Source organism: Arthrobacter sp. UKPF54-2 (assembly GCF_007858535.1).
Lineage (GTDB): Bacteria > Actinomycetota > Actinomycetes > Actinomycetales > Micrococcaceae > Arthrobacter.
Genome location: NZ_CP040174.1, coordinates 2279552 through 2296896, shown reverse-complemented (window position 1 = coordinate 2296896; position 17345 = coordinate 2279552). Strand labels below are relative to the sequence as shown.

At 69.0% G+C, this 17345-nt stretch carries 16 protein-coding genes; 7 read left to right on the top strand and 9 right to left on the bottom strand.

Annotated features, from left to right (window positions below):
• Positions 1-89: 89 nt before the first annotated feature.
• The 5 genes from E7Y32_RS10595 to mnmA form a co-directional block, all read right to left on the bottom strand.
• Positions 90-1796, bottom strand: coding sequence for an ABC transporter ATP-binding protein (locus tag E7Y32_RS10595; protein WP_146337080.1), 1707 nt, complete (start codon positions 1794-1796; stop codon positions 90-92).
• Positions 1793-2821, bottom strand: coding sequence for an ABC transporter permease (locus E7Y32_RS10590; protein WP_146337079.1), 1029 nt, complete (start codon positions 2819-2821; stop codon positions 1793-1795). The genes E7Y32_RS10595 and E7Y32_RS10590 overlap by 4 nt, the downstream gene beginning before the upstream one ends.
• 1 nt (position 2822) lies before the next feature.
• Positions 2823-3914: an ABC transporter permease gene (locus tag E7Y32_RS10585; protein ID WP_146337078.1), complete on the bottom strand. Its 1092-nt coding sequence runs from the start codon at positions 3912-3914 to the stop codon at positions 2823-2825.
• 131 nt (positions 3915-4045) lie between these two features.
• Complete coding sequence (locus E7Y32_RS10580) at positions 4046-5680, bottom strand: ABC transporter substrate-binding protein (protein ID WP_146337077.1); 1635 nt, start codon at positions 5678-5680, stop codon at positions 4046-4048.
• Positions 5681-6397: 717 nt separating this feature from the next.
• Entirely contained in the window at positions 6398-7504 is a 1107-nt protein-coding gene (gene mnmA, locus E7Y32_RS10575; protein ID WP_261382621.1) for a tRNA 2-thiouridine(34) synthase MnmA, read from the bottom strand.
• A 229-nt stretch (positions 7505-7733) separates the two neighbouring features.
• On the opposite strand from mnmA, the gene E7Y32_RS10570 reads away from it, so the two are divergent.
• Positions 7734-8978, top strand: a complete 1245-nt coding sequence (locus E7Y32_RS10570) for an NAD(P)/FAD-dependent oxidoreductase (RefSeq protein ID WP_146337075.1) — start codon at positions 7734-7736, stop codon at positions 8976-8978.
• Here E7Y32_RS10570 and E7Y32_RS10565 read toward each other — a convergent pair.
• Positions 8975-10198: a cysteine desulfurase family protein gene (locus tag E7Y32_RS10565; RefSeq protein ID WP_146337074.1), complete on the bottom strand. Its 1224-nt coding sequence runs from the start codon at positions 10196-10198 to the stop codon at positions 8975-8977. The two genes, E7Y32_RS10570 and E7Y32_RS10565, sit on opposite strands and share 4 nt — an antisense overlap.
• 40 nt (positions 10199-10238) lie before the next feature.
• On the opposite strand from E7Y32_RS10565, the gene E7Y32_RS10560 reads away from it, so the two are divergent.
• Positions 10239-11159, top strand: coding sequence for a DMT family transporter (locus tag E7Y32_RS10560; RefSeq protein ID WP_146337073.1), 921 nt, complete (start codon positions 10239-10241; stop codon positions 11157-11159).
• Here the strand turns inward: E7Y32_RS10560 and E7Y32_RS10555 are convergent.
• A complete protein-coding gene (locus E7Y32_RS10555) occupies positions 11101-11796 on the bottom strand; it encodes a metalloregulator ArsR/SmtB family transcription factor (protein WP_146337072.1) in 696 nt (231 codons plus the stop codon). The two genes, E7Y32_RS10560 and E7Y32_RS10555, sit on opposite strands and share 59 nt — an antisense overlap.
• A 90-nt stretch (positions 11797-11886) precedes the next feature.
• Here E7Y32_RS10555 and E7Y32_RS10550 point away from each other — a divergent pair, with 90 nt between their 5' ends.
• Complete coding sequence (locus E7Y32_RS10550; RefSeq protein ID WP_146337071.1) at positions 11887-12300, top strand: DoxX family membrane protein; 414 nt, start codon at positions 11887-11889, stop codon at positions 12298-12300.
• Positions 12301-12349: 49 nt separating this feature from the next.
• Here the strand turns inward: E7Y32_RS10550 and E7Y32_RS10545 are convergent, their stop codons facing one another.
• Complete coding sequence (locus E7Y32_RS10545; protein WP_261382410.1) at positions 12350-13054, bottom strand: hypothetical protein; 705 nt, start codon at positions 13052-13054, stop codon at positions 12350-12352.
• Between the two features lie 2 nt (positions 13055-13056).
• Entirely contained in the window at positions 13057-13959 is a 903-nt protein-coding gene (locus E7Y32_RS10540) for a diacylglycerol kinase family protein (RefSeq protein ID WP_146337070.1), read from the bottom strand.
• A gap of 125 nt (positions 13960-14084) precedes the next feature.
• Here E7Y32_RS10540 and E7Y32_RS10535 point away from each other — a divergent pair, with 125 nt between their 5' ends.
• From E7Y32_RS10535 to E7Y32_RS10520, 4 genes are all read left to right on the top strand, one after another.
• Complete coding sequence (locus E7Y32_RS10535; protein WP_146337069.1) at positions 14085-15056, top strand: J domain-containing protein; 972 nt, start codon at positions 14085-14087, stop codon at positions 15054-15056.
• A gap of 38 nt (positions 15057-15094) precedes the next feature.
• Entirely contained in the window at positions 15095-15562 is a 468-nt protein-coding gene (locus tag E7Y32_RS10530; RefSeq protein WP_146337068.1) for a tRNA (cytidine(34)-2'-O)-methyltransferase, read from the top strand.
• Positions 15563-15794: 232 nt separating this feature from the next.
• Positions 15795-16400, top strand: a complete 606-nt coding sequence (gene sigK, locus E7Y32_RS10525) for an ECF RNA polymerase sigma factor SigK (protein WP_146337067.1) — start codon at positions 15795-15797, stop codon at positions 16398-16400.
• A 1-nt stretch (position 16401) separates the two neighbouring features.
• A complete protein-coding gene (locus tag E7Y32_RS10520) occupies positions 16402-17280 on the top strand; it encodes an anti-sigma factor domain-containing protein (RefSeq protein WP_395940417.1) in 879 nt (292 codons plus the stop codon).
• The last annotated feature ends 65 nt before the right edge of the window (positions 17281-17345 follow it).

Here is a 17345-nt window from a genome sequence, read left to right as displayed (position 1 = left end):
GCCGGCCAGCCGGGCCAAAAAAACGGGCATGCCCGCCGTTCGCAGTGAACGGCGGGCATGCCCCTTGGGTGCTGCCGGAGCGGCCCGGCTCAGGCGCCGAGCACCGCGCGGAACTCCTCGCGGCGCCGGGCCTGCTCATCCGGATCCGGAACCGGCAGGGACGCGATGAGCTTCTTCGTGTACTCGTGCTGCGGGTGGCCCATGACCTGGTTTCCGAGGCCCTGTTCCACCATCTTGCCCTTGTACAAGACACCGACCCAGTGCGAGAGGATGTCCACCACGGCTAGGTCGTGGCTGATGAACAGGCAGGCGAAACCGAATTCGGCCTGGATCTCCTTGAACAGCTCCAGCACCTTCGCCTGCACCGAAACATCCAACGCCGACGTCGGCTCGTCGGCGATCAGCAGCTTCGGGTTCAGGATCAACGCCCGCGCCAATGACGCGCGCTGGCGCTGGCCGCCGGAGAGCTCGTGCGGGTAGCGCTCGGCGTACGACGCCGGCAGCTGCACCGATTCGAGCAGCTCGCGGGTCCGCTGGCGGGCCTGGGCCGGCGTCGGCTTGCTGTGGATGATCAGCGGCTCGGCGATGCAGTCACCGATGGTGAGCTGCGGGTTGAACGAGGCCGCCGGGTCCTGGAACACGAACCCGATCTGCTTGCGCAGCGGCTTGAAGGTGCGCTCCTTGAGATTGAGCATCTCGTAGTCGAGCACCTTCAGGCTGCCGCCCGTGGTCTTGTTCAGGCCAGCGATGGCGCGGCCGATCGTCGTCTTACCGGAGCCGGACTCGCCGACGAGGCCAAAGACCTCGCCCTCGGAGAGCGTGAAGTTCACGCCGTCCACGGCCTTGAACGCGGGGCTGCCTAACCGGCCGGGGTACTCGATGGTCAGATTCTTTGCCTCGACCAGGACCTTGCCGCCCTGGTGCGCGCGTTCGGTCATGCCCGCCGAGGCGGAGTTCCGGCCCAGGTGCGGGACGGCCGCCAGGAGCTTCTTCGTGTAGTCCTGCTTCGGTTCCGCGAAGAGCACCCGCGAGCTGGCCTCTTCGACGACGTCGCCCTGGTACATCACGACGACGCGGTCGGCGAGGTCGGCCACGACGCCCATGTTGTGAGTGATGAGCACAATCGAGGTGCCGTACTGGTCCCTGAGCTCGCGCAGGAGTTCCAGGATCTCCGCCTGCACCGTGACATCCAGCGCGGTGGTCGGTTCGTCGGCGACGATCAGCCCCGGGTTGAGCGCCAGTGCCGCGGCAATGACAACGCGCTGCTTCTGCCCGCCGGAGAACTGGTGCGGGTAGTAGTTGACCCGGGTTTCCGGGTCCGGGATGCCGACCTTGCGCAGGGCATCGATGGCCCGCGCCTTGGCGTCCTTGGCGCTGACCCGGCCGTGGCCGGCGTGGGCACGGATGCCCTCGGCGATCTGCCAACCCACGGTGAAGACGGGGTTTAGCGCGGTGGAGGGCTCCTGGAACACCATGGCCACGTCGCGGCCGCGGATTTCCCGCAGCTTGGACGCGCTGACACTGATCACGTTGTTGCCGTTGATCAGCACGGCGCCGGAGCTGATGGCGGTCTCCGGCAGCAGCCCCAGGATGGTCTTGGCGGTGACGGTCTTGCCGGAGCCGGATTCGCCCACGATGGCGACAACCTCGCCGGGGTTGACCTCGAGGCTGACATCCTTCACGGCATAGACGTCCCCGGCGTCCGTGGCGAAGGTGACCTTGAGGTTGTTGATGTCCAGCACGGGCCCGGTACCGCGGGCGTGCTGGTCTGAAACGGAGCCGATATTGGTGCTCATGAACTTCTCACTTCGTCTGAGAGCGCTGCCTGCGCGCCGGCGGAGCCAGCGGCGTCGGGTCCGGCTTTGCCAGAGGCAGCCTTCTTGCGTCCGCGCAGGCGCGGGTCGTTGAGGTCGTTGATGCTTTCGCCGACCAGGGTCAGCCCCACCACGGTGAGGACAATGGCCAGGCCCGGGAAGACACCGGTCCACCAGATGCCGGAGGTGGTGTCCGCCAGTGCCTTGTTGAGGTCGAAGCCCCATTCGGCGGCCGACGTCGGTTCGATGCCGAACCCGAGGAAGCCCAGGCCCGCGAGGGTGAGGATGGCTTCGGAGGCGTTCAGCGTGAAGATCAACGGCAGCGTGCGGGTGGCGTTCTTGTAGATGTGGCGGGTCATGATCCGGATGTTGGAGGCGCCCACCACCTTGGCGGATTCGACGAAGGGCTCGGCCTTGAGCCGGATGGTTTCGGCGCGGATGACGCGGAAGTACTGCGGGATGAAGACCACGGTGATGGAGATCGCCGCAGCCAGGATGCCGCCCCAGAGGTTGGAACGCCCGCCGCTGATCACGATCGCCATGACGATGGCCACCAGCAGGGACGGGAAGGCGTAGACGGCGTCGGCGATCACGACGAGGATCCGGTCCAGCCAGCCGCCGATGTAGCCGCTGACCAGGCCGAGGATCACGCCGATGAAGATGGACATGATCACGGCGACCACGATCACCATCACGGCGGTTTGGGCGCCCCAGACGACCCTGGAGAACACGTCGTAGCCGCCGACGGTGGTGCCGAGCAGGTGCCGGCCGCCGGGGGCCTGCTGCGCGGGGAAGCTGCCCTCGGCGTCGGAGATCTGCGAGAAGCCGTATGGCGCGATCAGCGGAGCGAAGATCGCGGTCAGCAGGAACAGCGCGGTCAGGATGAGCCCGGCGACGAGCATCCCCCGTTGCAGGCCGACGCTCTTGTTGAAGTGGGAAACGACCGGCAGCCGCCGGAACCAGGGGTCCCGGCGGTTTTCTGCGGCAATGGTGGGTTCGATGCTCATGTCAGTACCTCACGCGGGGGTCGATCAGCGCGGCGACGATGTCCACGATGAAGTTGGTCACGGCCACGATCACGGCGAGCAGCACCACGATGCCCTGCACGGCCACGAAGTCGCGGGCCGTCAGGTAGGTGGCGAGCTGGAAGCCCAGGCCTTTCCATTCAAAGGTGGTCTCGGTCAGGACGGCACCGCCGAGCATCACCGCAATCTGCAGGCCCATCACGGTGATGATGGGGATCAGGGCCGGCTTGTAGGCGTGCTTGGTGACCAGGCGGAATTCGCTGACGCCGCGTGAGCGTCCGGCCTCCACGTAGTCCTTGCCGAGGGTGCCGATCACGTTGGTGCGGACCAGGCGCAGGAAGATGCCGGCGGTCAGCAGGCCCAGGGCGAGGGCGGGCAACACGGCGTGCGCCGTGACATCGCCCAGCGCGGCCATGTTGCCGCTGCGGAGCGCGTCGAGCCAGTAGACGCCGGTGGGTGCCTGCAGCGCGGTGAGGGCCAGTTCCGTCGAGGTCTTGGCCCGCCCGGCCACCGGAAGCCAGCCGAGCCAGACCGAGAAGGTCAGCTTGAGCAGCATGCCGGCGAAGAACACCGGCGTGGCGTAGCAGAGGATGGCGAAGATGCGCAGCACGGCGTCGGGCGCCTTGTCGCGGCGGTGCGCGGCAATCATGCCCAGCGGGATGCCCACGAGAAGGGCCACAAGCAGGGCGTTGATGGACAGCTCGAGGGTCGCCGACCCGTAGGTGGTCAGCATCTCGGACACCTGCCGGTTGTCCGAGAGCGTGGTCCCGAAGTTTCCGGTGATGAGCTGGCCGAGGTATTCGAAGTACTGCACGAAGATGGGCCTGTCGTAGCCGGCAGCGTGGATACGGTCAGCCAGCTGCTCGGGCGGGAGCCGGCCGCCGAGGGCGGCCGTGATCGGGTCGCCCGTGATCCGCATCAGGAAGAACACGAGTGTGACCAGGATAAAAATGGTCGGGAAGATCAGTAGGAACCTGATCAGGATGTACTGGCCCAGTCCCCCACCGGACGACTTTTTCTTTGTCGGCAATAGGCCGTCGGCGTCGGAAGGCGGCGCCTCAATAAGTGTTGTCATTGGTACCTAAATTTGTGTTTCCGTCGGCCTCGTGGGCTTCCGGAATCGGTTGTCCTGCCCTCAGCACAAGAGGCGGGACGCCGCGCAGGCGCCCCGCCTCTTGACTGGTCAGGACCGGATGGGGAATGGACCTACTTGGAAATTACTCCAAGACGGGTCTTGAAGGAAGCGTCGAGGGTCTTGTCGACCCCCTGGACATCCTTGCCGGCGACCATCAGCTGGGCGCCCTGCAGCAGCGGCAGCGTGGAGAGGTCCTTGGCGACGGCCGTCTGGGCGTCACCGAGCACCTTTTCGCGTGCGCTCTTGTCAACGGTGGTGAGCTGCTTCTTAATCAGGTCCGTCACGGAGGCGTTCTCGTAGTGGTTCTTGAGGAAGTTGCCCGGGATGAAGAACGGGGTCAGGTAGTTGTCGGCGTCGGAGTAGTCCGGGAACCAGCCGAGCTGGTAGACCGGGTAGACGTCCTTGGTGCGGTCCTTGTTGTAGGTGACCCACTCGGTGGACTGCAGGTCGACCTTGAACAGGCCCGACTTCTCCAGCTGCTCCTTGATCATGGCGTACTCGTCGCCGGAGGACTTGCCGTAGTGGTCCGGGTTGTACTGCAGCTTCAGGGTGACCGGGGCGGTGACGCCGGCGTCGCTGAAGGCCTTCTTGGCCTTGTCGAGGCTGGGCTTGCCGTTGCCGTCGCCGTACATGTCCTTGAGCGGCTTGATGGCGCCGACGAAGCCGTCGGGGACCACGGAGTACGCCGGCAGGTAGGTGCCCTTGTAGACCTGGCTGGCGATCGCATCGCGGTCGACGACGCTGGCCATCGCCTGGCGGACGGCCAGGGCCTTGGCCGGGTCGGCCTCGGGGGTCTTGGCACCGAACGGCATGGTGTCGAAGTTGAAGACGATGTAGCGCAGTTCGCCACCGGGGCCCTTGTGGACCTTGACCTTGGAGTCCTTCTCGAGGTCGGCGGCGTCGGTCGCGGTCAGGCTGCGGCCGGCGACGTCGATGTTGCCCTGCTGGACATCGAGCTTGAGGTTGTTGGAGTCCGCGTAGTACTTGATCGTGGCGCTGTCGTTCGCGGGCTTGCCGAGCATGCCCTTGTAGTCCGGGTTGGCCTTGAGGCTGATGAGCTCGTTCTTCTTGTAGCTCTCGATCGTGTACTGGCCGGCGAAGGGCTTGCCCTTGACGATCTCGTCGTCGCTCATCAGCTTGTCGGCCGGGAAGACCTCTTCGTCGACGATCGGGCCGGCGTTGGCGGCGAGGACGCCCGGGAAGACCTGGTCGTTGCCTTCCTTGAGCTTGAACACCACGGTGGAGTCGTCTTTGACTTCCACCGAGGCGAGGTTGCCCAGCAGGGAGGCGGGGCCGTTGTCGTCGTTGATCTTCACGACGCGGTCGATCGAGAACTTCACGTCGGAGGACGTCAGGGCGTGGCCATTGGCGAACTTCAGGCCGGACTTGAGCTTGACGGTGTACTCGGTCGGGCTCGTGAAGGAAGCGGACTCGGCGATGTCCGGGCTGGAATCGGCCGTTCCGGGCTTCGAGTTCATCAGGAACGGGTAGATCTGGTTCATCACCATAAAGGAGCCGGCGTCGTAGGAGCCGGCTGGATCAAGGGTGACCACCTTGTCAGTGGTGCCGTACGTAATGGTGCCTCCGCCTGCGGCGCTGCCGGAGGACGTTCCGCCCCCGGAAGGGCCGGTGCAGGCCGTCAATGCAAAGGCGGAAACCCCGGCGAGCGCGATGGCGCTCTGCAGGGCTTTTTTGTTCATTGCCATCTGTGAACTTTCTGTTCGATGAGTACTAGTCCGCTGCCCGAGGTAGCTTGACTCGTGGGGCAGCTCACTGTCCTGATTCCTAGATTCAACCAGAAGACCGTGGGGTGCATCGTCAAATCTTGTGAGTTGAGACACAAAATTTACACGATCCGAAGGAACTCAGCGTTTTCTGCAGGATATGGGCCGGATCTTCGGCACTCTCTGCGGCGGGGATCTTCGACGGACATGCCCTTTGCCCGGGCCGAAGAATGGACATAATCCCCATATGCCCACTCCTGGCCGCGAAGAATGGACATGCCCTTGGGCCCTGGCACCGCGGGCGGACATGCCCTTCGCCCGGGCCGAAAAATGGGCATGTCCCTCCGAGGAGATTCCGGCAGGCGGACATGCCCTTTGCCCGGGCCGAAGAATGGACATAATCCCCATATGCCCACTCGTTGCCGCGAAGAATGGACATGCCCTTCCGCCCCACGCACCCGCAGCGGACATGCCCTTTACCCCGGCCGAAGAATGGACATGTCCCTCCGAGGAGATTCCGGCAAGCGGACATACTCTTCGCGCGGACCTAGGAATGGACATAATCCCCATATGCCCACTCGTGGCCGCGAAGAATGGGCATGTCCCTCCGCCAGGCACCCGCCGGCGGACATGCCCTTCGCCCGGGCCGAAAAACGGGCATGTCCCTCCGGCGCGGGGCGTCGAAAACCGGGAAGGGCGCTACAGGGCCGCGCGCTGCCTCGACCGGGCGGCGTCGATGGTCGCCTGGCCCAGGACCCGGCTGCCCTGGTACAGCACCACGGTCTGGCCCGGGGCGACGCCGCGCAGCGGCTCCGCCAGCGTGACCACCAGGTCGCCCGAACCCGCGGCGTGCTCCATCCGGGCGGTTGCCGGGACGGGGTCGCCGTGGGCGCGGACCTGGGCGTGGCAGTCGAACTCCGCGCCGGTGGCGATCTCGGCGATCGGCAGCCCGGCCCAGGAGACCTTGATGCCCCGGATTTCGTCGATGGCCAGCAGGGCCTCGGGACCCACCACCACCTTGTTTTCCTTGGGCCGGATCTCCAGCACAAAGCGCGGCTTGCCGTCGGCGGCCGGGGTGCCCAGCTTCAGGCCGCGGCGCTGGCCGACGGTGAAGGCGTTGGCGCCGGGGTGCTCACCGATCTTGGCGCCGGATTCGTCCACGATGTCGCCGGTGGTCATCTCGATCTTCTCGGCCAGCCAGCCGGCGGTGTCGCCGTCGGGGATGAAGCAGATGTCGTGGCTGTCGGGCTTGTTCGCGACCGACAGGCCGCGCCGCTCCGCCTCGGCACGGACCTCCGCCTTGGACGGGGTGTCGGCGAGCGGGAACATCGAGTGCCGGAGCTGCTCGTGGGTCAGCACGCCCAGCACGTAGCTTTGGTCCTTCGCCCAGTCCGCGGCGCGGTGCAGTTCCGGGTTGCCGTCGGCGTCGGTGATCACCTTGGCGTAGTGGCCCGTGCAGACCGCGTCAAACCCCAGCGCGATCGCCTTCTCCAGCAGGGCAGCGAACTTGATCCGCTCGTTGCAGCGCATGCACGGGTTGGGGGTGCGGCCGGCGGCGTACTCGTCGATGAAGTCCTGGACGACATCCTCCTTGAACCGCTCGGAGAAGTCCCAGACGTAGTACGGGATGCCGAGCACGTCGCAGGCCCGCCAGGCGTCGCGGGAGTCCTCGATGGTGCAGCAGCCACGGCTGCCGGTGCGCAGCGTCCCGGGCATGCGGGAGAGGGCGAGGTGGACCCCGACGACGTCGTGGCCGGCCTCGACGGCACGGGCTGCGGCGACGGCGGAATCGACGCCGCCGCTCATGGCTGCAAGAACTCGCATGCTGGCTTTCTGTGGGGATCGGGGGTTTGCGGGCGGTGGCCCCAAGGCGCTGGAGCTAACACATGGTCCGCCTGCCCATTCTATCGCCACGCCGATTCCTGCCCCAAAAAGCCTTGACGTCCCCGCGTCCTGCTTCTAGCGTCAAGATATGCGGTTTTAGAGCGGCCTGCTCTTGCAGATCCCAATACCAGCGCAGACGGGACCCACTGAGATGACTGAGGACAACATCGTGATCGTGGGCGGCGGGCTGGCCGGGGCCACCGCCGCCAAGACGCTGCGGGCGGAAGGCTACAAGGGTCCGCTGACCCTGCTCGCCGAGGAGCCGCAGGCCCCCTACCTGCGGCCCCCGCTGTCCAAGGAATACCTCCTCGGCAAGGAGGGCGAGGACGCCCTCCCGGTGGTGCCGGCCGGCTGGTACACGGAGAACGACGTCGAGCTGCGCCTCGGCGTGCCTGCCGCCGCGCTGGATCCGGGTGCCCGCATGGTGGATCTCGCCGACGGCACCCGGCTGCGCTATTCCGCGCTCCTGCTGGCCACGGGCGCACGTCCCCGCCCCATTCCGCTGCCCGGCAGCGACCTCGACGGGGTGATGACGTTCCGGACGGTCGAGGACAGCCGCCGGCTCCGGGATGCCCTGGCCGGCGGCGGCCGGAACGTGGTCCTGGTCGGCTCGGGCTGGATCGGGATGGAACTGGCCGCGGCCGCCACGTCCTACGGCAACACCGTCACACTGCTGGGGCTGGAGCAGGTGCCGCTCGCGGCGGCGATCGGCCCCGAACTGGGAAGCTTTTTCCGCTCGCTCCATGAGTCCCGCGGCGTGCGGTTCCGGCTGCCGTCGTCGGCCGCAGGGATCGCGGGCGACGCCGGGCGGGTCACCGGCGTCCGCACCGACGACGGCGACGTCCTGGCCGCCGACCTCGTCGTCGTGGCCGTCGGCGTCGTGCCCGAAACCTCGCTCGCCGCGGCGGCCGGCATCGAGCTGGACAACGGGATCCTCACCGACGCGTCGCTGCGGACCTCCGCCCCAGGGGTCTTTGCCGCCGGCGACGTCGCCAACGCCCTGCACCCCTTCACCGGCCGGCACCACCGCAGCGAGCACTGGTCCAACGCGCTTAACGGCGGCAAGGTCGCCGGACGGGCGATGCTCGGCCGGGACGCCGTGCTGGACACCATCCCGTACTTCTACACGGACCAGTACGACGTCAGCATGGAGTATTCCGGTTTCCCGACGCTCATCGAGGGGCCGCCCGTGATCCGGGGCTCGCTGGAGGCCGGGGAGTTCCTGGCGTTCTGGCAGCGCGGCGGCCGCGTGGTGGCCGGGATGAACGTCAACTGGCCCCGCTCCGCCAAGCCGCAGAAGGCCATCAAGGCGCTGATCGCCGCTCAGTCCCCGGTGAACCCGGCGGCCCTGGCGGATCCGGACGTTACGCTGGAGCAGCTGCTGCCGGAGCCCTAGCCGGCGGCGTGGCGGGCGAGCGTTCCGGCGGTCTGGATGCTGGATTCGTGCCCGGCCATGCCGGCCTGGCGGGCGCGGGCATACGCCCCCGGCAGGGCGGCCAGCAGGGCGTCGACGTCGGCGTCCGTGGACGTGTGGCCCAGGGTGAAGCGCTGGGCGCCGCGGGCGGTGTCCTCGTCCAGTCCCATCGCGAGGAGCACATGCGAGGGCCGGGGCACGCCGGCGGTGCAGGCGGAACCGGTGGAGGACTCCACGCCGGCAAGGTCGAGCAGGAACAGCAGTGAGTCGCCCTCGCAGCCGGGGAAGGTGAAGTGCGCGTTGCCCGGCAGCCGGCCGGGCCCGGGTGCGCCGCGCAGCACGGCTTCCGGCACGGCGGAGCGGACGCCCCCGATCAGGCGGTCCCGCAGCCCGGCGATCCGCGCGGACTCCCCCTCCAGGTTGCCGGTGACGGCCTTCGCCGCCGCCGCGAAGGCCGCGATTGAGGCGGTGTCCAGCGTTCCGGAGCGCACGTCTCGCTCCTGTCCCCCGCCGTGCTGGACCGGCGTCAGCTTGACGGCGCGGCCCAGGAGCAGGGCGCCGACGCCCACCGGGCCGCCGATCTTGTGCCCGGAGACGGACATGGCGTCCAGGGCGGTCCCGCGGAAATCCACCGGCACCGAGCCGAAGGCCTGAACGGCGTCGGAGTGCACCGGCACGCCGGCGGCGTGCGCCAGGCGCACAACGTCGGCGACGGGCTGGATGCTGCCCACCTCGTTGTTGGCCCACATCACGGTGACCAGGGCGATCGAGGCCGGGTCGTCTGCCAGTTCGGCCTCGAGCGCGGCCAGATCCAGCACGCCCTCGGCGTCGACCGGCAGCCAGCACACGTCGGCGCCCTCATGCCGTTCCAGCCATTCAACCGTATCCAGCACCGCGTGGTGTTCGATGGTGGAGCACAGGATACGGGTCCGGCGGGGGTCCTCGGCGCGGCGGGCCCAGTAGAGGCCCTTGACGGCGAGGTTGTCGGCTTCCGTGCCGCCGGAGGTGAAGATGACCTCCGAAGGGTGCGCCCCGGCCGCGGCGGCCAGCGCCTCGCGGGCATCCTCGACGGCACGGCGCGCGCGGCGGCCGGAACCGTGGAGCGAGGAGGGGTTGCCGGTGCGGGACAGCTCACGCGTCAGCGCGGCGAGCGCCTCGGCGGCGAGCGGCGTGGTGGCGGCGTGGTCTAGGTAAACGGGCACAGGCCAATTCTACCGTCGCGTGCTGGTGTAGATTCGAGCGGTGAAGGCGTCCCTGTACCTCGTCCTGGCCACCCTGTTCTGGTCCGGAAACTTCGTCGTCGGCCAGGCCGCGGTCGCCTCGATGACCCCGCTGGACCTGACCTTCTGGCGCTGGACCCTGGCTGCGCTGCCGCTGCTGGCCCTGGCCCACTTCGTCGAAAAGCCGGACTGGCGCGCGGTGCTGCGCCGCTGGCCGGTGCTGCTGCTGCTGAGCGTGCTCGGGATGAGCGGCTACACCCTGCTGCTCTACGGCGCGCTGGGCTACACCTCCGCCATGAACGCCTCCCTGATCACGGCCGCCAACCCGGCCCTGATTGTGGTGATGGCGATCTTCCTGCTCGGCGAGAAGACCACGCGGCTCGGCTGGCTCGGTATTGGCCTGGGGCTGCTGGGGGTGCTGCTGGTCCTGACCCGCGGGGAACTGCAGCGGGTGTTCAGCCTCTCGATCAATACCGGCGAACTGATGATGACCGGCGCCGTCGTGGTCTGGGCCAGCTATACGATCATCGCCCGCCGGCTGGACATTCCCGCCATTGCCGCCACCGCCGCGCAGGTGGCGATCGCTACCGTGACCTTGGCCCCGTGCGCCCTCGCCCTGAACGTGCGCTTCCCGGAGACCCCGGCCGAAGGCTGGTCGCTGGCCTACATCGCCGTCTTCCCGTCGCTGGGCGCTTACCTCTTGTGGAACCTGGCGCTGAAGACCACCCCGCCGGGCACCGCGGGAAACTACCTGAACCTGATGGTGGTGTTCACGGCCATCATCACGGTGGCCCTGGGCACGCCGTTGTCCCTCGTCCAGGTAGTCGGCGGGCTCATGGTGGTCGCCGGTGTCCTGCTGACCGGCCTGAAGGGGCAGGCCAGGCTCAGCCCGGCCTTATCCGGGCGCAGCACTGGGTTGCCGCGGCGGCATCCTGTGCCCTGACCTCCTCGATGTCGAGCGCTTCCACCCGGTCCGGGGCCAGGCCGCAGCCCTCGGCGGCGCCGGCCAGGAACGCGCCGTTCATGGCGCAGACCACGCCGGAATGGCCCTGGGCCACCCGGTGGAAGGGGCAGTTGAGCAACACCAAGCCGCCGGCGCCGTCGTCCGCGGGAAGGTACCCCTCGCCGGCGAGCACGGCGGCAAAGTCGCCGCCGGAGGACTCCGCCGCTTGCCCGCCGCGCGCCCGGGCCGCCCGCAGCAGCGCCGCCCGGGCGGATCCCCCGCTGGCCGCAGACTCTTCAATGGCCGTCACCAGCAGTTCGGCGGCCAGGTCGTAGCTGCGCTCGGGGACCGATGCGGAAATTTCCTGCACGGCGGCCCGGTAGAGCTTGGCCGGGCGGCCCGAGCCCGGGCCCTCCTTGCCGCCGACCTTGCGGAATTCCACCGCCAGCAGGCCGTCATGGACCAGGCGGTCCAGCTGGAACGACGCCGTGCTGCGCGCCAGCCCCAGCGCCCCGGCCGCATCGTCGCGGCTGACCGCGCCGTGCGCGCCGGCGACAAAGCGGAAGAGCCGCCGTCGGTTCTCATCGCCCAGCGAGGCGACGGCGGCGAGCCTGCGGTTCCGCGGAAACGGGTTCATCACACCAGCCTAGCTCTAAAGACAAGATCCATTGCTTAACCTGCACTCCCATTCTAAAATCGAAATATCTATTTTTAGAAGGAGTGCACAATGAAATCTTCAACAGCCCTGGCAGCACCCACCCCGGCGGTCGCGGCCGGCGCCCAGCGGCAGGCCTTCCTGCTCCTGCGCACGGTCTTCACCGTGGCGCCGATCGTGTTCGGCCTGGATAAGTTCACCAACCTGCTCACCGACTGGACGATGTACCTGGCCCCTGTGGCCACGTCGGTTGTCCACCTGCCGGCGCAGACCTTGATGTACATCGTCGGGGTCGTGGAAGTCGTGGCCGGCCTCGCGGTTGCGCTGCGGCCCCGCTTCGGCTCAGCGCTGGTCGCCGTCTGGCTGCTTGGCATCATCATCAACCTGCTGGTCCTGGGCAGCTTCTTCGACGTGGCGCTGCGCGATTTCGGCCTGCTGGTCGGCGCGCTCGCCCTGAACCGGCTCTCGCCGGCCCGGGCAAGCTAGCGTCCGCTGCCGCCGCCGGGCGGTAGGCTCCGGGCTGGGTCTTGGGGCGTCAGGACGACGGCGGCAGCACGGCCAGCCGGGCGGCAACGTCAGCGCGGGCCGCGGCGAGCGCTGCCCGGTCGGGGCAGGACACGGAGATGTACACGGAGGAGCCGGCGTTGGCGAACAGCCGGGCGTAGCTGGCGCTCGCCCGGGTTCCGGCCTTGTCGGCGCCGTCGAGCACCAGCACCTCCACCCTCGGTCCAGGCTTGTCCGGCTCGCCGCCCCAGCGCAGGGTCTCGGGCGTGAGGTAGGACGGCAGGATGCTGGGGTCGAGGTAGCGGAACAGCGCCTCCGTGGACACCTTGTCATCGCCCGGGACCACGAGCGGCCACTGGTTGACCCGGACCCTGGCAGTGGCCTGGCAGCCGTCCGCCTTGCGGTACTCGCTGGCGCCGGCCACGTCCTGGCTTCCGGGCGTCCAGCCGGGAGCGCCGCGCAGCCCGTCGGAAAGCCGGACGGGCACCCCGGCGGCGAGGCTGTCCCCGGCCGCGAACGGCAGATCCCGTGCGGCCACGGCCTCGGCGTCGTGGCCGGGCGTCACGGTCGGGGCGGCGGGGCCGGCCGCGCTGTTGGCCGGTTTCGGCGCCGCAGGGTCCGGGACGCCCACGCTGCAGCCGGCCAGCAGGGATGCCAGCGCCAGCAACGCGCTGGCGCGCCGCAGCCGGGCGCGCCGCAGCCGGGCCGGCCGGGCGGCGGCGTTAAGCCCGGCCACCACTAGGCCAGCACCCGAAGGGCGCGGGGCACGACGTCGATGGCCAGCGGCAGCGGCCCGATCCGTTCGCCGTCCGCGTAGGCGACGACGCCGGCGGCTTCCAGTTCGACCTCCCGGACGCGGCGGATTTCGACCGCCGGGTGGCCTACGTGCCGGCCCGAAAACACCTTGGGGAAGACCGCGAGGAAACCCGCGCGGGACAGCGGCCGGACGATGAACAGGTCAAGGTACCCGTCGTCGAGCACGGCGTCAGGCACCACGTTCATGCCGCCGCCGATTGACTGCCCGTTGGCCACCGAGATCAGCATGGCCCCCTGCTGCCAGCGCTCGCCGTCGGCCGTCACGGTGTACTCGATGGCGCCGAAGGTGGCCAGTTCGCGCAGCATGGCCAGGTTGTACCGGGACCGGCCCCGGGGCCAGCGCCAGGCATTGGCGCGTTCGTTGACCGCCGCGTCGAAGCCGGCCGAGAGGACGCCGGCAAACCAGGACGTCCGGTCCCCGGAGCGCACCCGGCCGGCGTCGATTACCCGCCCGCCCGCGGGCAGGGCCGCGAGGACGCGGGCGGCGGCGGCGGGAATATTGTGCCGCGGCAGTCCGAGCGCACGGGCCATGTCATTGCCCGTGCCGCTCGGAATGATGCCCAGCGGCGTCGAGCCGTAGGCCGCGCCCGACCCGGCGAGCGCGTTGACGCCGAGGTGCACCATCCCGTCACCGCCGGCCACCACCAGCGCATCCACCCCGTCGGCCAGCGCCTTGTCCACCGCCCGGGACAGCAGCTCGTAGCTGTCCTCGCACAGCAACTGCACCTGCACCCCGGCCGCGCGGAAGCAGTCCGCCGCTTCCTGGCCGGCATGCCGTCCGCGGCCGAAGGAGGCGCGCGGGTTGACGGCGAGGGCGATCTTCATGGGCTGAATTATGCCAGCCGCCGGGAACCATCCGCGGCCGCGCGCTCGTTATTCCCCCAGCCGGTTAAACTGGCCACGCCGGAGGTCCCGGCCGGACCCGCTCCACCGACGCAAAGGATTTTTGCTTGACGCAGGGCAGCAGCTCGCACTACCAGGTCCTCCGGATTCCTGTCACGGCAACGGACAAGGACATCAAGGTGGCCTACCGGAAGGCTGCCCGCACGGCGCACCCCGACCACGGTGGCGATGCCGCCACGTTCCGCCGGGTCACCCTCGCCTACGAGACGCTCATCGATGCCAAGCGCCGCGCCGACTACGACCGCTCGTACGGCAGCGGCACCGCATTCTCGAGCCGGACGGCCCCGGCCGAGGAAGGGGCGCACTTCGACGCGCCCGCCGCCGGCAGCCGGGCTTCCGCGCATGTCCGCAGGCCCAACACACCGCGGAACACGGCCGCGGACGCCCCGGTGTACGTGCCCTCCTTCGAGGAGGTGGCCGCGGGCGGCGAGGTGCCGCTGATCCCGGAGCCGGTGGCCCGCCAGCAGGTCCACGGTATGCCCCGCAAGCGCGGGCTCTTCGGCGCGGAGGCCCGCATCCAGCGCGAGATGCGCACGGTGCAGCTGATCACCCGGCAGATCCTGCCCGCGATTCCAGCTGCCCGCCTGGTCAACGGCCTGCAGTCCCCCGCGGACAACAGCCACATCGACCATGCGCTGCTCTCCGGCTACCGGCTGGCCATCATCGGTTCCATGCTCCTGCCGCCGGGCGCCTATGCCTGGAACGGCAGCACCCTGAACCACGGCGGCCGCTCCATCGCCCCGCCGCAGCTGGCCCACGTGGTGCGCCGGATGCAGGACATCTTCCCGGAACTGAACGTCACCGGTTGGACGGTGGTGCACAGCACCGACGGCAACCTGCACGAACCCGTGATCGACCGGCACGGACGCTCCCGGGGCCGGGGCGACAGCCACGAAACCGTGCAGGTGGTCAACGCCGCCGGCCTGGCCCGCGGCCTCAAGCAGTTCCTCAGCTCCGGGCCGGCCCCGAACACGGTCAACGTTCCGGTGCTCGCCCGGCTGCTGCGCGGAATGCACTAGCGTCCCGGATGCCCCGGGCCGGTCGCTAGGATGGAAGCGTGTTCCGCATCCTCTTCCACAGCCCCGAAATTCCCGGCAATACCGGCAACGCCATCCGGCTCGCCGCCATCACAGGGGCCGAGCTTCACCTCGTTGAGCCGCTGGGCTTTGATTTTTCCGATGCCAAACTCCGCCGCGCCGGCCTGGACTACCATGACCTCGCCGTCGTCACCGTGCACCGGGACATCGACGCCGCGTGGGAGGCACTCGCGCCGGCGCGGGTGTTTGCGTTCACGTCCGACGGCGAAACTTCCTACACGGACATCGGCTACCTCCCCGGCGACGTCCTGATGTTCGGCCCCGAATCCGTGGGGCTGTCCGAGGAACTGAAAAACGACCCGCATGTGACGTCCCGCGTGCGGCTGCCGATGCTGCCGGCCCTGCGCTCGCTGAACCTGGCCAACGCGGCCTCGATCGCCGTCTACGAGGCCTGGCGCCAGCACGGCTTCGCCGGAGCGAAGCTCTAGCAGCGCCCCGCCACCCGTCCCGCCTCCCTGAAGACAGCCCCATCCGGGCCGCCCGCCGCTCCGAATGCTTTTTGAGAGACCGTCCGCGGTAAACGTCGAAGGGAGCGAGGAGCGGCAGGTGAGCACAATGCAGGTGGATAGACGCCCGGCCCCCCAGGCTGCGGGCAACCACGGTGCGGTCGACGCCCGTCCTGGCCCGCGATCCGCGGCCGGCGCCTTATGCTTGAAGGCGATGGACACTCCGAATGCCCCGAACCCCGAGGCCGCCGCTCCCCCCAGCGCCCCAGCCGACCTGAACCGCCGGCTGGCAGGACTGCTGGGGCAGATCGCCGGCGGGGACCAGGCTGCTTTCGCCGAGTTCTACCAGCTCACCTCGCGCCGCGTTTTCGGCATGGCGCGGCGGGTCCTGATCGACCCGGAGCTGAGCGAGGACACCACCCAGGAGGTTTTCCTGCAGGTCTGGCAGAACGCGGCGAAGTTCAACGCCGACGCCGGCAGCCCGCTCGCTTGGCTGATGACGATTTCGCACCGCCGGGCCGTGGACAAGGTCCGTTCCTCCCAGTCCTCCACCGACCGGGAATCACGCTACGGCGCCAGCAGCCAGGAGATCGACCACGACTCCGTCTCCGACGAGGTCGGCAGCCGGCTTGAAGCCGAGGCCGTGGTCCGCTGCCTGGACACGCTGACCGACACACAGCAGGAATCCGTCCGGCTCGCCTACTACGGCGGGCTGACCTACCGGGAAGTCGCCGAGAAACTCAACGCGGCCGTTCCCACCATCAAGTCCCGCATCCGCGATGGACTAATCCGCCTGAAGACCTGTTTGGGGGTGAGTTGAGATGAACGACATGAATCCACAGGACAGCGCCCGCACGCCCGGCAGCTTCTCCCCCGATATCGCCGGCGACCTCAGCTCCGGCCACGCTGTTGACCTCGCCGAGGTCTACGCGCTGCACGCCCTCGACGACGCCGAACGCGACGCCGTCGACCGCTACCTCGCCGACGCACCGCCGGCCGAGCGCGCCGAATTCGAACAGCGCCTCCGGCAGGCCCGCGAGACCCTGGCCCGGAGCTTCAGCGCCGAGGAGGAACCACCGGCCGGACTCTTCGACCGCATCGTCGCCGCCCTTCCGGCACAAAATGCCGCACCGGCCTCCGGCGCGCAGTCCGCCGGCGCTGCCCCGGTCATCGCCCGGCCGGTCCGGGAGAATCCCGAGCGTCCGGTCACGGACGAGCTCGGAGCCGCCCGCCAGCGCCGCGAGGAGCGTCGGCGGCCGCAGGGCACCCGCGCCTGGCTGGTCGGCGTCGCCGCGGCCGCAGCGATCGCCGTGGGCGGCGTCGGGGTGGGCGCGTATGTCGCGAACCAGAACGACCCGCTCAACCAGGTGCTCCAGGCCGGCGACGTGCGCCAAGCCACGGTCGAGGTGATCGGCGGCGGTACGGCCTCGCTGACCCTGTCCTCCTCGAAGGATGCCGCCGTGGTCAAGATGAACGGCGTTCCGGCCCCGCCGTCGGGCAAGGTCTACCAGATGTGGCTGATTCCCAAGGACGGCTCGGCCCCGGTCTCCAAGGGCCTGATGGACGCGGAAGCACTGTCCAAGCCTGCCGTCGTCACGGGCATCGGTTCCGCCGCCGCCCTGGGCATCACGGTGGAGCCTGCGGGCGGCTCGAAGTCACCCACCTTGCCGACCGTGGCCTCGGCCCCGCTGGGCGCCTAGTCCCCGAATACACCAAAGCCGCGCAGCACCCGGTCACCGGGGACTGCGCGGCTTTGTTGTTCCGG

Bases quoted from the DNA above. Each gene is read 5' to 3' on its own strand.
- mnmA (WP_261382621.1), bottom strand. From the start codon at position 7,504: ATGAGCGGCGGCGTCGATTCCGCCGTCGCCGCAGCCCGTGCCGTCGAG.
- E7Y32_RS10540 (WP_146337070.1), bottom strand. From the start codon at position 13,959: ATGAAGATCGCCCTCGCCGTCAACCCGCGCGCCTCCTTCGGCCGCGGA.
- E7Y32_RS10595 (WP_146337080.1), bottom strand. From the start codon at position 1,796: ATGAGCACCAATATCGGCTCCGTTTCAGACCAGCACGCCCGCGGTACC.
- E7Y32_RS10555 (WP_146337072.1), bottom strand. From the start codon at position 11,796: ATGAACCCGTTTCCGCGGAACCGCAGGCTCGCCGCCGTCGCCTCGCTG.
- E7Y32_RS10580 (WP_146337077.1), bottom strand. From the start codon at position 5,680: ATGGCAATGAACAAAAAAGCCCTGCAGAGCGCCATCGCGCTCGCCGGG.
- sigK (WP_146337067.1), top strand. From the start codon at position 15,795: ATGGACACTCCGAATGCCCCGAACCCCGAGGCCGCCGCTCCCCCCAGC.
- E7Y32_RS10550 (WP_146337071.1), top strand. From the start codon at position 11,887: ATGAAATCTTCAACAGCCCTGGCAGCACCCACCCCGGCGGTCGCGGCC.
- E7Y32_RS10590 (WP_146337079.1), bottom strand. From the start codon at position 2,821: ATGAGCATCGAACCCACCATTGCCGCAGAAAACCGCCGGGACCCCTGG.
- E7Y32_RS10585 (WP_146337078.1), bottom strand. From the start codon at position 3,914: ATGACAACACTTATTGAGGCGCCGCCTTCCGACGCCGACGGCCTATTG.
- E7Y32_RS10520 (WP_395940417.1), top strand. From the start codon at position 16,402: ATGAACGACATGAATCCACAGGACAGCGCCCGCACGCCCGGCAGCTTC.
- E7Y32_RS10570 (WP_146337075.1), top strand. From the start codon at position 7,734: ATGACTGAGGACAACATCGTGATCGTGGGCGGCGGGCTGGCCGGGGCC.